Origin of the sequence: Streptosporangium sp. OZ121, from assembly GCF_051918885.1 — a bacterium.
GTDB lineage: Bacteria > Actinomycetota > Actinomycetes > Streptosporangiales > Streptosporangiaceae > Streptosporangium.
In genome coordinates this window covers 48,605-62,659 of the sequence record NZ_JBPXMC010000007.1, presented here as the reverse complement: position 1 = coordinate 62,659, position 14,055 = coordinate 48,605, and the positions used below count along the sequence as shown (strand labels likewise).

Annotated in this window: 11 protein-coding genes; 6 read left to right on the top strand and 5 right to left on the bottom strand. The window is 70.9% G+C overall.

Annotated features, from left to right (window positions below):
* Positions 1–81: 81 nt before the first annotated feature.
* The 5 genes from purD (at position 82) to ACTOQ1_RS15525 (ending at position 6,989) form a co-directional block, all read left to right on the top strand.
* On the top strand, positions 82–1,314 hold the full coding sequence (purD, locus tag ACTOQ1_RS15545; protein ID WP_440067717.1) for a phosphoribosylamine--glycine ligase: 1,233 nt from the start codon (positions 82–84) through the stop codon (positions 1,312–1,314).
* A 176-nt stretch (positions 1,315–1,490) separates the two neighbouring features.
* Positions 1,491–2,525, top strand: a complete 1,035-nt coding sequence (locus tag ACTOQ1_RS15540) for a hypothetical protein (RefSeq protein WP_440067715.1) — start codon at positions 1,491–1,493, stop codon at positions 2,523–2,525.
* Positions 2,526–2,834: 309 nt separating this feature from the next.
* Positions 2,835–4,103: a UDP-N-acetylglucosamine 1-carboxyvinyltransferase gene (gene murA / locus ACTOQ1_RS15535; RefSeq protein WP_440067713.1), complete on the top strand. Its 1,269-nt coding sequence runs from the start codon at positions 2,835–2,837 to the stop codon at positions 4,101–4,103.
* 225 nt (positions 4,104–4,328) lie between these two features.
* Positions 4,329–5,618, top strand: a complete 1,290-nt coding sequence (locus ACTOQ1_RS15530) for a GTP cyclohydrolase IIa (protein ID WP_344746819.1) — start codon at positions 4,329–4,331, stop codon at positions 5,616–5,618.
* A gap of 423 nt (positions 5,619–6,041) precedes the next feature.
* A complete protein-coding gene (locus ACTOQ1_RS15525) occupies positions 6,042–6,989 on the top strand; it encodes an EamA family transporter (RefSeq protein WP_440067711.1) in 948 nt (315 codons plus the stop codon).
* 166 nt (positions 6,990–7,155) lie between these two features.
* On the opposite strand, the gene hisC is transcribed toward ACTOQ1_RS15525, so the two are convergent.
* Complete coding sequence (gene hisC, locus ACTOQ1_RS15520) at positions 7,156–8,217, bottom strand: histidinol-phosphate transaminase (RefSeq protein WP_440067709.1); 1,062 nt, start codon at positions 8,215–8,217, stop codon at positions 7,156–7,158.
* A 59-nt stretch (positions 8,218–8,276) separates the two neighbouring features.
* Between hisC and ACTOQ1_RS15515 the strand changes: the two genes are divergently transcribed.
* Positions 8,277–8,903 (top strand): Uma2 family endonuclease, encoded by a 627-nt coding sequence (locus tag ACTOQ1_RS15515; RefSeq protein ID WP_440067707.1) that lies wholly within the window; start codon positions 8,277–8,279, stop codon positions 8,901–8,903.
* A 103-nt stretch (positions 8,904–9,006) separates the two neighbouring features.
* Here ACTOQ1_RS15515 and ACTOQ1_RS15510 read toward each other — a convergent pair whose 3' ends face one another.
* The 4 genes from ACTOQ1_RS15510 to ACTOQ1_RS15495 all read right to left on the bottom strand — a co-directional run bounded on the left by ACTOQ1_RS15510 (position 9,007) and on the right by ACTOQ1_RS15495 (position 13,985).
* A complete protein-coding gene (locus ACTOQ1_RS15510; protein WP_440067705.1) occupies positions 9,007–9,675 on the bottom strand; it encodes an NUDIX hydrolase in 669 nt (222 codons plus the stop codon).
* A 19-nt stretch (positions 9,676–9,694) separates the two neighbouring features.
* Complete coding sequence (locus ACTOQ1_RS15505; RefSeq protein WP_440067703.1) at positions 9,695–11,533, bottom strand: DUF4434 domain-containing protein; 1,839 nt, start codon at positions 11,531–11,533, stop codon at positions 9,695–9,697.
* A gap of 78 nt (positions 11,534–11,611) precedes the next feature.
* Positions 11,612–12,700 (bottom strand): glycosyltransferase, encoded by a 1,089-nt coding sequence (locus ACTOQ1_RS15500; RefSeq protein ID WP_362689755.1) that lies wholly within the window; start codon positions 12,698–12,700, stop codon positions 11,612–11,614.
* A gap of 19 nt (positions 12,701–12,719) precedes the next feature.
* Positions 12,720–13,985, bottom strand: coding sequence for a nucleotide sugar dehydrogenase (locus tag ACTOQ1_RS15495; RefSeq protein WP_440067701.1), 1,266 nt, complete (start codon positions 13,983–13,985; stop codon positions 12,720–12,722).
* Positions 13,986–14,055: the final 70 nt, after the last annotated feature.

Genomic DNA, 14,055 nt, shown 5'->3' with positions numbered 1-14,055 from the left:
ACAGGCTGTGGACAACTCCGCGGATCCCGGGAACGGGCGCGGCCCCGAGGGGGACGCCGGGGGGACGATAGGCTCTGACGAGTGCGCGTTCTTGTGATTGGATCCGGCGGGCGTGAGCATGCCCTGTGCCGGTCGCTGGCGGCGGACCCCCAGGTCACCGAGGTTCACTGTGCTCCCGGAAACGCGGGTGTCGCGCAGGTCGCGACCCTGCACCCGGTGGCGCCGACCGACCCGGCCTCGGTCACCGGCCTGGCCGGGAGACTCCGGGCGGACCTGGTCGTGATCGGCCCCGAGGCACCCCTGGTGGCCGGGGTCGCCGACGCCGTCAGGGAGGCCGGGATCCCCTGCTTCGGGCCCTCGCGCGAGGCGGCGCTGATCGAGGGTTCCAAGGCCTTCGCCAAGGACGTCATGGTCGCGGCGGGCGTTCCCACCGGGCGGTCGCACACCTGTGTCACGCCCGAGGAGGTCGCCGCCGCGCTCGACGAGTTCGGCACGCCGTACGTGGTCAAGGACGACGGCCTGGCAGCCGGCAAGGGCGTGGTGGTCACCGGCGACCGCGACGAGGCGCTCCGGCACGCCGCCGCCTGCGGGCGGGTCGTGATCGAGGAGTTCCTCGACGGTCCCGAGGTGTCGCTGTTCGCGCTCTGCGACGGCTCCACCGCCGTGCCGCTACAGCCCGCCCAGGACCACAAGCGCGCCTACGACGGCGACCAGGGCCCCAACACCGGCGGGATGGGCGCCTACACCCCCCTGCCGTGGGCGCCGGACGACCTCGCCGACCAGGTGATGGCCGAGACCGTCATGCCGACCGTGACCGAGCTGGCCAGGCGCGGCACGCCGTACACGGGGGTGCTGTACGTGGGGCTGGCCCTCACGTCCAAGGGCCCGAAGGTGATCGAGTTCAACGCCAGGTTCGGCGACCCGGAGACCCAGGTCGTGCTGGACCGGCTGGAGACGCCCCTCGCGGGCCTGCTGCTCGCCTGCGCGAACGGGACGCTCGACCGGTTCGGGCCGCTCTCCTACCGCGACGGCGCCGCGGTGACCGTGGTGATCGCCGCGGAGAACTACCCGGCGGAGCCGGTGAAGGGCGACGTGATCGAGGGGCTGTCCGACCCGGTCGAGGACGCCTACGTGCTGCACTCGGGCACCGCCCTCGACGGTGACCGGATCGTCTCCAACGGGGGCCGGGTGCTCAGCGTGGTCGGCACCGGGCCCGACGTCCCCGCCGCCCGGGCGGCGGCCTACGAGGCCGTGGAGCGCATCCGGATGCGCGGCTCGCACCACCGCACCGACATCGCGGGCCGCGGCGCCTGACCTGCGGTTCCCCGGGGACGCTCATGGCCGCGGGGACGACGTGCCGATTTCCCGCGAGCGCCTGAACTCCCGGTTTTCCCGGGGGCGTAGCGCCTGATCGGCATGTCGCGGTAAGCCTGGGGCAGTCGGCAGTGTCCGTCCCAGGCCCGCCCCAGGCCGCTCCCTTCGGAGGAACGATGTCGCTTGACCCCGCGATCCCCCCCGAGCGGATCGGCGACACCGGCGTGCTGCGCTGGCCCGGCACCTGGCGGGTGTACGTGGCCACCCGCAGCGAGGAGATCAGGGCGGACGCCGAGCGTGCCCTCACGATGCGCGACGAGGCGGGCCAGCTGGTCTCGGTGGGCGAGGGCATCGGCACGCACCTGGCCCGCGCGGAGACGTACGCGCGCAGCAGGCACGGCGTGCGGCGCTGGCTGACCGGCCAGGCCATCGAGGGCGCCTGGTCCAACGTCAACAGCGCGACCGTGATGCTGTACGGCGTGCTGCCGACGGCGGAGCTGTGCGGGCGGGGCCCGGAGGTGGCGGCGATCGGCCGGGCGTACCTGCCCGGCGACGACCCCCGGCTGGTCCACCTCCAGGCCAGGCTCGCGGCGGGGGACCTGGGGGAGAACGACAGGCCGCTGATGCAGTCGGTGCTGCGGGCCGCGTACACCGCGCAGGCGATGGAGACCGGGCGGGTCCGCAGCTTCCGCAACCTGCTGCTCGGCGGGGTGGTCATGCTGAGCCTGATCGTGCTGGGCGTGGTGGTCATCGGCGCGATCTGGCCGAACGTCATCCCGATGTGCGGCAACCAGTCGGTGATCCGCACCCAGGGGCTGATGCCCGCCCAGATCTGCCCGACGGGCGGCCTGCAGCCCGGCCACGGCGACGTCCCGCTCGTGGCCCTGATCGGCATGCTGGGCGCGGCGCTGGCCACCGCGGCCTCGCTGTCGACCCGCTCGGAGCTGTCCACCCGCTACTCGCTGGCGGTCGTCCAGAACCTTCTCAAGGCGCCCGCGGGGGTGGCCACCTCGGTGCTCGGGCTGCTGATCCTGAACTCGGGCTTCGTGCCCGGTTTCGCGGGGCTGGGCTCGCAGCCCGCGATCCTGGTCTGGGCGATGGCGTTCGGGTACGGCCAGCAGGTCGTCACCCGCTTCGTGGACCAGAGGGCCGACAACCTCCTGTCGGCCGCCTCACCGCTCACCGCCGCGGGCGGCACGAAGAGCAGATGACGCCCGCCCGCCAGGGCTGCGCCCCTCCATGTCCCACGGTCGCCGGACCATGAGATGATCTTCTGCGCGGTCCGGCCGCGGGCGGTGCGGGAGACATGGTCGAAGGGGCGCGGGGACACCGGGGAGCACGGGCGGGCGGGCCGTCGGCGCCCGCCGCCGCGAGGGCCGATGATTACCGGCGATCCGAGGGGTAGTTCCCCCCTGAAGTGGCCGTTTCAGGGGCATCCAACGGCTACTGTTGGCCGGATAAACCTCGGCTGCCGCCCCGCGCCACATGAATCACTCAAATCACTTCAAGGAGCATGACGCATGGTCCGTTACCGCGTGCGCGGTGGCAACCCACTTCGTGGAACCGCCTTCATCCAGGGCGCCAAGAACGCCGTGCTTCCCATGATCGGCGCGGCGCTGCTGGCGTCCAGAGGCCGGACGGTCCTGCGCAACGTCCCCATCATCGAGGACGTCCGCCGCGCGGTCGAGCTGGCCGAGACGGTCGGTGCCACGGTCGAGCTCCACGAGGCGGAGCGCACACTGGTGATCGACGCCTCGACGCTCAGCAGCCCGGTCCTGCCCGCCGAGATCGCCCGTCGCTTCCGCGGTTCCGTGTTGTTCGTGCCCGCCCTGCTGCACCGCCTCGGTGAGGCGATCATCGAGGGCGTGGGCGGCTGCAACCTGGGCAGCCGCAACCTCGACTTCCACTACCTGGGCTACAAGCGCCTGGGCGCGCTCGTGGACGAGGGCGACTCGGTCATCCACGTCAAGTCGGCGGGCCTCACCGGCGCCACCCTGTACCTGGACACCCCCTCGCACACCGGCACCGAGAACCTGATCATGGCCGCCGCCCTCGGGCGCGGCACCACCGTGATCGAGAACGCGGCGCTGGAGCCCGAGGTCCTCGACGTGATCGAGATGCTGACCCGGATGGGCGCGAGGATCAGCGGCGGCGGCACGGGGTTCATCACCGTGGAGGGCGTGGAGGAGCTCCAGGCCGTCGAGCACACCGTGATGCCGGACCGCCTCGACGCGGGCGTGTTCGCCATGGCCGCCGCCGTCACCGGCGGCGAGGTCAACCTGGTCGGCGCCGACCTGGACCACCTCGGCGTGGTCCGCTACAAGCTGGAGCAGATGGGGGTGGAGTTCGCCGACCACGGCGCGGTGCTCCACGTGCGCAGGGACCGCCCGCTGCGCCCGATCAACGTGATCACCGACACCTACCCCGGTTTCGCCACGGACCTGCAGTCGCCGATCATGACGGTCGCCTGCCTCGCCGACGGTGCCAGTTACATTCATGAACGCATCTTCGACGGGCGTTTCGCTCTGGCCTCAGAGCTGAACAAGATGGGCGCCGATATTGAAGTGAAAGAGAACAGCGCTGTCGTTCGCGGCGCCACTCCGCTCACCGGAACGCGAGTGACCGCACACGATCTGCGTTCGGGAATCGCGCTCGTGCTCGCGGGCCTGGCCGCCGAGGGGGAGACCGTGATCGAATCGGGATATCTCATCGACCGCGGGCACTCTTATCTGGCCGAGCGTATGCAGTCCCTGGGGGCCGATGTGCGACGAGAGATTTCAGCTTCATAATCAGCAGGTTTGAGACGCTCAAAAACCGCTCTGACCTGTGTAAACGATGCCAGTCATGGCTTTAACCCGGAAGTTGCTTCCGGAATTGGCCGCAAATCGGGCGTGACATTACGGCCCTCGCGAGCGATCGTTCCAAAAGAGAGCCGAAAACAAACGGACGGCATGATGGGACGAACATTGGTCGAGCGGGCCGAAGAAGCGCCACGAGTGTCACGCCCGGGTGCCATGACACCGGACCTCACTATCGGTGTGGTGGGCCCCCATGACCTCGTCGAACGGGTGATGTTGATGGGGCATGCGGCTGCCCCGTTACCCTGCCGCCTGGTGGCGGCGGCATACCGCGACGAGCAGGAGGCAGCCGACAAGGTCACCCGGCTGGGAGCCGGGGTGGACGCATGCCTGTTCGCCAGCCCGGTCCCCTACGACCTGGCCCGGCGATCGGGGGTGCTGACGATGCCCGCGACGTATGTCCAGCTCGGCGGCGCCGCGCTGATCGCCGCGCTGGCGAGGGCCGCGCTGGACGAGCGGATAGACCCGCGCAGGGTCAGCATCGATGTCCTGGGCAGAGCGGAGGTCGAGGAGGCGTACAACGATCTGAGCCTTCCCTCAGGGGATGTGCAGAGCCGCGACGAACCGGGCGCCACCGGTACGATCGCGGCCTTCCACGAACGCCTCGCCCGCCAGGGCAGCACGAGCGGGGCGCTCACCTGTCTGCCCGCGGTCGCCGACCGCCTCCAGACCGCGGGGGTGCCCGTGGTGAGGATCCGCCCCACCTCCGCCGCGGTGCGCACGGCGCTGCACACGGCGGCCCTGCTGGGCGCGCACCACAGGCTGGAGGAGTCGCAGCTCACCGTGGTCCTGGTGGAGGTGCCCACGCTGCGCGAGCCGGTCCGCCGGGCCGCGCCGCGCTACTGGCGCGACGAGCTCCGGCTGTCCCTGCACCGGCTGCTGGTGCAGGAGGCCAACCGGATCAACGCGTCGGTCACCGCGGTCGACGACCACAGCTACATGGTCACCGCGACCCGCGGTTCGGTCGCCGCGGCCACCGAGGGATTCCGGGTCCTGCCGTTCGCCGCGCGGGTCCGCGACGAGCTGGGCCTGGCGGTCGAGGTGGGCGTCGGCATGGGCCGTACCACCCACGACGCCGAGTCGCACGCCAGGGCCGCGCTGGCGCGCACCCAGGCGGGCAAGCAGGCCCAGGGCTTCGCGGTCGACCGTGAGGGCAGGGCGCTGATCCCGGCGCCCAGGATGCCCCCTCAGGGCGCCGGACCGCTGAAGCCGAAGGGCGTGGAGGTCCTGGCCCGGCTGGCGGCCAAGCTGGAGGGTGGGGACACGGTGGTGGACGCGGAGGGCGCGGGCAAGATGCTCGGCGTCACCCCGCGCACGGCACGACGGTTGCTGCGCACGCTGGTAGACGAGGGACTCGCGTGGCCGCTTCCGCCGAACCGGACGCCGCAGCCGGGGCGCCCCCGGCAGCTGTACCGGCTGATCGTGGAGAAGCTCGGCACCCGCTGAGCCCCGCGCACGGTCTGCACCGACCTGGAGGCTTCCGCCGCGCCCGGACGGCGGAACCTCCCAGGTCACGGCGCGCCGGGCCTGGCGTGGCGTGACCCGCCGGCTCGCGGTGTGTTCGCCGCGGCCTGTTCACCACGGCCCGCCCGGTCCGGCGTGTTCACCGTGGTTTGTTCATTCCGGCCTGTTTATTTTGGTCTGTTCACCGGACCTGTTCACAGGATCCGTTCATTCCGGCCCGGCCATTACGGCTCGCCCGTCCCGGTACGGCGAGGATTCCCGGGCCGCGATTCCCCGGAGCGCGCTCCGCCGGATCCGGCCGGACGCGGTGCCGCGGAACCCGGCCGGCCACGGTCCGTCCCGCCGGATCTCAAGGTCCGAAACACGCGAGCGTATTGTCGGTTTCAGCCGCTATTGTCATGAGCTATGGGTCAAGACAGTACTGACAGCCGCAAGGCGCTCCTCGTCTGGGGGGCGCTGGCGATCGTTTACGTGGTGTGGGGTTCCACGTACCTGGCGATCATGATCACGATCGAGACGATCCCGCCGCTGCTCAGCGGGGCTGTCCGCTTCGTCACGGCCGCGCTCGTCCTCGGCGCCGCGGTGTACCTGCTGAAGGGCCGGGACGCCTTCCGGATGACCTGGAAGCAGGCCGGCGGGGCGGCCCTGGTCGGCCTGCTGCTGCTGAACGGCGGCAACGGCATGGTCGCCGTGGCCGAGCAGCACATCTCCAGCGGCCTGGCGGCGCTGCTGGTGGCCTCGACGCCGCTCTGGCTGGTCATCTTCAGGGTCCTGTTCAGGGACCGGCCGCGGGCGCTGACGCTCGTCGGGGTGCTCATCGGGTTCGGCGGCGTGGCGGTGCTCTCGCTGGGCGGCGGGAGCAACGCGGCCGACGGCGCCGGAATCACGATCGTCCTGCTGGCGTCGCTGTCGTGGGCGGCCGGCTCGTTCCTGGCGTCCCGCATCCCGATGCCCGCGAACCCCTTCTCCGCGAGCGCCGTCGAGATGGCGGCGGGTGGCGCCGGACTCGCCCTCACCGCCGCCGTGGTGGGCGAGCGCCTCGACGTCGCCGCCGTCTCCGCGCGGTCGTGGACCGCGCTCGCCTACCTGATCCTGATCGGGTCCCTGGTCGCCTTCACGGCGTACGTGTGGCTGCTGGGCAACGCGCCGATCTCGCTGATCTCCACCTACGCCTACGTCAACCCGGTCGTGGCGGTCGTGCTGGGCGCCCTCGTGCTGAGCGAGCCGGTCACCGGCTCGATGGTCGCGGCCGGCGTGGTGATCGTCATCGGCGTGGCCCTGGTGGTCTCCACCGAACGGCGCGGGAAGCCGGAGCCCGCACCGGAGACGAAGCCGGAGCCCGCGACCGTGTAGCCCGCTGCTTTCCAGGCCGTGTAGCCCACGGGCACCCGGCGCGAAGGCGGTCCCGCGCGGAGGTCGCCGGAGTGGGGGACGGCCCGGCGCGGGCGTGCCGGAGTGGGGGACGGCCCGGCGTGCGGCCGGGCCGACGGATCAGGCGTTTCAGGGCGGGTCAGGCGGGTCAGGCGCTCCGGAAGGCCGACGCGGCGGCCAGGAAGGTGTCGTTGGCCTCGGGGTCGCCGATGGAGACGCGGGCACCCTCACCGGCGAAGGGCCGCACCGCGACGCCCTCGGTCGCGCACGAACCGGCGAAGTCGAGCGTGCGCTCCCCCAGCCGGAGCCAGACGAAGTTGGCCTCGCTCACCGGCACCTCCCAGCCCTGGGCGATCAGCGCCTCGCGGACCCGGTCGCGCTCCTTGACCACGGCGTCGACCCGCTCCATCAGCTCGTCCTCGGCGGCCAGCGAGGCGACCGCGGCGACCTGGGCGAGGTGGTTGACCGCGAACGGCACGGTCGTCTTGCGGACGGCGGACGCCACCGGCTCGTCGGCGATCAGGTAGCCCACCCGGAGCCCGGCCAGGCCGTACGCCTTGGAGAAGGTCCGCAGCACGGCCACGTTCGGCCGGTCGCGGTAGACGGTGAGCCCGTCGGTGACCCCGGCGTCCCTGACGTACTCGCGGTAGGCCTCGTCGAGCACGACGAGCACGCTCTCGGGCACCCGGTCGAGGAAGGCCTCCAACTCGGCCGCGTGGACGACCGTGCCGGTGGGGTTGTTCGGGTTGCAGACGAAGATCATGCGGGTGTGCGGGGTGATCGCGTCGGCCATCGCCTCCAGGTGGTGCGTCTCCCCCAGCAGCGGGACCCGCACCGAGGTCGCCCCGGCCAGGTCGGCCAGGAGCGGGTACGCCTCGAAGGACCGCCAGGCGTAGATCACCTCGGCGCCCGGCTCGGTCACGGTCTCGAAGAGCTGCTGGGCCACCGTCACCGAGCCCGCGCCGAGGGCGACGTGCTCGGCCGGGACGCCGTATCTCTCGGCGATCGCCCCGGTCAGCTCCGTGGCCGCCGGATCGGGATAGCGGTGCATCTGGGTCGCCGCCCTGGCGACCGCCTCGACCACCGAGGGCAGCGGCTCGTAGGGGCATTCGTTCGAGGAGAGCTTGTAGGACCGGCCGTCGGCGGACACCACGGCCTTGCCCGCCCGGTAGGCGGGCATCGTGTCCAGGATCGCGCGGAAACGAGGCATGGCCTTACCTTATGAGCAGCGGGCGGATGGGGCATCCTGTAACACTGGAGGTGAGAGGCATGCCCGACCGGAAGGACGACATGAGCATCGCACCGCTGGCCGACGTCGAGCCCATTCCCAACTGGGCAATTCCTCCTGTAGAGGGCTTCACCGCCGATGACCTCGATCGGCTTCCGGGGATCCCCCCTCACACGGAACTCATCGATGGCACTCTCGTGTTCGTGAGCCCCCAGACCCGTTTTCACGCTCTCGTGCTGTTCCTCCTGCACAAAGAGCTTGATCAGGCCGCTCCCGCCCATCTTCGGGTGGAGCAGGAGATGACGGTGAAGCTGGGGCGACGTCAACGGCCGGAGCCCGACCTGGTGATCCTCCACGCACACGCACCCTCCGAGATGTCACGGACCTTCTACGAGGCGGCGGACGTGCTGCTCGCCGTCGAGGTCGTCTCCGAGGAATCCGAGGAACGCGATCGCAACCGCAAGCCCCAGATGTGCGCCGAGGCCGGCATCCCCCACTTCTGGCGTGTCGAGAACATCGAGGGCCGCCCCAGCGTCCACGTCCACGAACTGAACCCGGTGACAAAGGTGTACGCGCTCACCGGTGTCCATCAGAATCGCCTGAAGCTCAGTCTTCCCTTCGACATCGACATCGATCTGACGGATATCGCCGACCCTCGCGGTCGATAGCCACGTCTGGCGACCGTACCGGTGCAGGCCCTGATCGATGACCGGCCGGTGTCCCTGGAACATCATGCGAGCGCGGTGCGATCGGCCCCACGGCCGGGTCCGACTACTCCTTCAGGGAGCGGAGCATCGGGGGGTGCAGCGCCACGGCGGGGCCGCGGCGGTAGAGCTTGGCGGGGCGGCCGCCGTCGCGGGTGGTGGTGCCGCCGGTGGGCACCAGGAAGCCCTCGGCCTTGGTGACCTTCCGGTGGAAGTTGCGCGGGTCGAGGGGGCGGCCCCAGACGATCTCGTAGACCCGGCGCAGCTCGGCGACGGTGAACTCCGGCGGGCAGAAGGCCGCGCCCAGCGGGGTGTACTCCAGCTTGGCGCGGGCCCGCTCGATCCCGTCGACCATGATGCGCCGGTGGTCGAACGCCATCTCGCGCAGCAGCGCGGAGACCGGCTGCCAGCTCATGTGCGCCTCGGTGGAGGTCGGCAGGTGCGGGGCAAGACCGAGGTAGGCCACGCTCAGCACGCGCTGGCGCGGGTCGCGGTCGGGGTAGCCGTAGGTCTGGAGCTGCTCCAGGTGCACGGCGGCGCCCGGCAGTCCCGCCCGTTCCGCGAGGACCCGGGCCGCGGCCGCGGGCAGGTCCTCGTCGAGCTGGATGAAGCCGCCTGACAGGGCCCAGCGTCCCTCGTACGGCGGCTTGTCACGCCGCCAGACGAGCGCGCTCAGCACCTGGCGGCGCACCGTGAGGACGACAAGGTCCACGCTGACGGGAATGCGCGGCACCATGGCAGGCACGTTACACCGGTCAGACCCGCACGCGGACGTGCAGCGGCTCGGTGGCGGCGCGTCCGTCGGCCGCGGCGACCGAGACCTGGACCCAGGTGTCGTCCGGCACCTTGGACCAGTCGAACGGGATCCACGCCGTGCTCATCCGTACCGGCAGGTCCGGCGGCGGCGCGGTCAGGTTCACCCCGGCCACGTCGACGACGTGGGGCTCCTCCTGGCCCTTCCAGGTGAGCGTGATCTTGGAGCCCATGGGGATGTTGTAGCCGCGGATCTCCACGCCGTCCTGGATGTCGCGCGGCATGCGGATCGCGTCGGCCGCGATGGGCCGGTCGTGGTCGCGGGCGATCTCCTCGGCGAGGGACGGGGATCCGCAGGTGTAGAAGTCGCTCCACATGTAGGAGACGACCTTGGAGACGTAGCGCCCGACCTGCGCCACGGCCGTGTCGAGCCGCTCCTTGTCGGTGCGCCCCCGCTCGGAACCCGCGGCGCACCGCTCCTCGCCGGTCGGCTCGAAGGCCTCGACGTTGGCCCAGAGCTGCACGTTGAAGCCCTGCTCGACCATCCTGGTCCTGGCCAGGGACATCTCGCGGTAGTAGTCGCGGGTCGAGCCGTGGTACGCGTCGCCGTTGGTCTTCTCGTCGACGACCGAGCGCAGCCGCTCGTCGACCTCGTCCTCGCGCTGGTCGGGCCAGAACAGCCCGACCTTGCCCGTACCCCGGCTGTCCTGCGGGGCGATGATCCCGACACCGGTCCTGACGAGGGCCTCGAAGCCCTTGGCGACCTGCTTGGGGGTGGCGCTGAACGGCCGTTCCTTGCGCGCGTCGAGATAGGGGCTGACGAGGACGGGCCTGCCGGGCATCTCCTGCTCGACGATCTCGTGCTGCGAGGCGTAGACCCTGAGCGTCGGGTGGTCGGCCTCGGAGTCCCCGATGTACTTCATCTCGCGCATCTGCAGCTCGAACGGCTGGTAGAAACCGCCCAGCGACTCCCGGTCCTGAAAGCGCGCCCCGTAGTCCTGCATGATCCGCCGGGTGAGCGTGGTGAGCGTGTCGGTGCCCTGCTTGGCGGCCCTGGTCTTCTGCGCCGGGTCGCGGGGGGCGAGCGGCAGCGCGGGGTAGACCTTCACCCCGAACCGGTCACCGAGGTCGAGCAGCTCGGTGAGGCTGTCCTCGTGCGCGGCCGCGACCAGGATCACGTGGTAGCCGCGTCCCTTGGTCCGGATGTTCTCGCAGCTCGCGTCGTCGGTGCCGTCGTCGGTGGCGACGATCCGGTAGAAGACGGTCTTCTCCGTGACGATCTTCCGCTCGAACTCGGGGCAGCGGAACAGGTCGGGGCCGAACGCCTCGTCGGTGCGGTAGACGAACGTCCAGCTCACCCGGTTGCCGGGGTTGGCGGCCTTGAGGTCGTTCTCCGCCGCCAGCGCGCACGGCACCCCGTCCTCCTCGCACGGCTCGTAGCGGGCGTCGACGTTCCCGTCGCCGTCGAGGATCCGGCCGTCGTCGTCGACGTTGCGCGCCTGCAGGCCCCAGCCGATCCGGATCACCGTGTCGCCGCCCACCTCGTGGATCGCGCCGAACTGCCGGCGCCAGGTGCAGTGGTCGGCGGTCGGGACCAGCCAGTAGCCGGTGATCGCGTACGGCCAGCGCATCGTCGTGTCGAACGTTCCACACGGGTCGGTGAACTCGGTCACCTCCGGCACCGGGACCGAGGGGGAGGCGGAGGGCGACGAGGACGAGGGCGAGGCCGCGAGCGACGAGCTCCCCGCCGTCGGAGAGCCGTTCCCCGCGGGGGTGGTCACCACGAACGCCGCCACCCCTGCGAGGATCGCCACGCCCAGGAAAGCGATGAGCCAGCGCACGTTCAGGACACTACCGTTCTTGTGATCAGGCAGACATAAGGAGCCGGGCGGGCACCGTGAGCCCCTCCGTACCGGAGATCAGCTCTTGACGCCCGCCCACGCCTCCAGCTGCGAGACGAAACGGCGGGCCGAGTTGGGCCAGTGGTGGTTCGCACGAGCCGCCGCATACCCTCGGGCTCCCCGGCCATACCGCTCCCTGGCGTCGTCTCGCAGGAAGAGCACCGCCTGTGCCACGGCCTTGGGATCCTGCCAGGGCACGACGATGCCGCTGTCGTAGCGTTCGACCAGCTCCACCGCGCGAGGCGAGGGGGTGGTGATCACCGGGATGCCGTGTGCCATGTACTCCACGATCTTCGTCGGCATGGAGTGCCGGTAGTTGGGCTCGTCGTGCAGCAGGGAGAGCCCCGCCAGCGCGCCGTCGAGCCGCTTGAGAGCCTCGTCGTTCGGCATGAAGTCGCGCCACTCCAGCACGCCCTCCGCGACCGCCTCGTTCAGCGTCGGCCGCGACTGCGGGTCGGCGTAGCCGATCAGCTCGACCGCCACCCGGTACGGCTGGAGCAGCCGGGCCACCTCGATGGCCTCGCGCACCCCGCGCGCGCCCGACAGCCAGCCGAGGTAGACGACGCGGTCGTCACCCGGCGGGGTCACCTCGTCGGGCACCCAGGTCTCGTTGGGCACCACCAGGTGGGCCTGGCGGAACCGTCCGGCGTAGGCGGTCTCGGCGAGCAGCAGGTGCAGGTGCCGCTCGGCCGTGCCTTCGAGCAGGCGGGCCAGGAACCGCACCGGCGGGCGCAGGAACGCGGGCAGCCAGGGCTTCAGCGACAGCGTCGCCGGGGTGTCCTCGTGGACGTCCCAGACCACCGGGGGCCGCTTGCGCATGCCCACCACCGCGAGCAGCAGCTCCGGGTCGTGGATGACCACGAGGTCGACCTGCCCGCGCATGCGCTTGAACACCTTGCGCGCGGCGCGCACGGCCGCGAACCGCTTGCGCTCGGCGGCGCGGGGGAGGTCGACGCCGTTCACCCAGGAACGGGCCATCACGCCCCGCGCCGTGTACGGGGCCGCATACGTGACCTCATGACCGGCGTCCACGAGCGCGCGGATCTGCCGGTGCAGGATCCGGGCGTCCTCGGGGTGATGCACCACCGTCATGACGAGCACGTGCACTGCGCGCAGCCCTCCGTCGCTAGAGCCGCTCGACGCGTTCACCCTCGGCGAGCACGCCTCGGGTGTCGAGCACGAGCTTGCCTTGGTCCTCGACGATCGACAGGTCGAAGGCGGCGTGCTGCTGCAGCAGCAGCGTCACGTCGGCTTCGGCCACTGCCGTGGCGAGGTCTTCCTCACGCGGCACCTCGACGTCGTCGACGCGCCATTCCTTGACGTACGGGTCGGCGAAGACGAGTTCCGCGCCCAGTTCCAGCAGCGCCCGCGCGACCGGCAACGCCGGGGTCTCGCGCTCGTCGGCGATGTCGGGCTTGTACGTGACACCGAGCAGCAGCACCTTCGAGCCGTTGACGGGCTTGCGCTGCCGGTTGAGCAGGCGCTGCACGCGGGCGACCACGTACGACGGCATCCGCTCGTTGATCTCCTGGGCCAGCTCGACGAAGCGGAACGGGTAGCCCAGCTTGCGCACCGTGTAGGAGAGGTAGGACGGGTCGACCGGGATGCAGTGCCCGCCGACGCCGGGCCCGGGGAGGAACTTCTGGAACCCGAACGGCTTGGTGGCCGCGGCCTCGATCGACTCCCAGAGGTCGACACCGAGCTCGTCGCAGAAGATCGCCATCTCGTTGACGAGGGCGATGTTGACGTGGCGGTAGGTGTTCTCCAGGAGCTTGGCCATCTCGGCCTCGCGGGTGCCGCTGACCGGCACGACCTGCTCGATGAACTGCGAGTAGAACCCGACCGCGCGGTCCTTGCAGGCCGGGGTGTAGCCGCCGACGACCTTCGGGGTGTTGCGCAGGCCGTACTTGGGGTTGCCCGGGTCGATGCGCTCGGGCGAGAAGGCGAGGTGGAAGTCGGTGCCCGCGACCAGGCCCGAGCCCTTCTCCAGGATGGGCCGCGCGACCTCGTCGGTGGTGCCGGGCCAGGTGGTGGACTCCAGGACCACCAGCGAGCCGGCCCGCAGGTTGCGGGCGACGGTGCCGGTGGCACCCTCGACCGCCGACAGGTCGGGGCGGTGGTCCTCGTCCAGCGGGGTCGGCACGCAGATGACGATGGTCCGGCTGTCGGCCAGGACCGATTCGTCCAGCGTGGCGGTGAAGCCCCCCGCCAGCATGTGCTCAAGGTCGGCGTCGGTCAGGTCGTCGATGTAGGACGTGCCCGCGTTGAGGGCCTCGACCTTGACGGGGTCGACCTCGAAGCCGACGACCCGCAGACCAGCCGCCGTGGCCTCCTTGGCCAGGGGCATGCCGACGTAGCCCAGACCGATGATGGCCAGGTCGTAGGCAGTCACTGGATGACCTTGGAACGCCGGAAACAACACTTCATGGTCGCAAAGGCTATCTCAAGTCCGAACGAGCTAC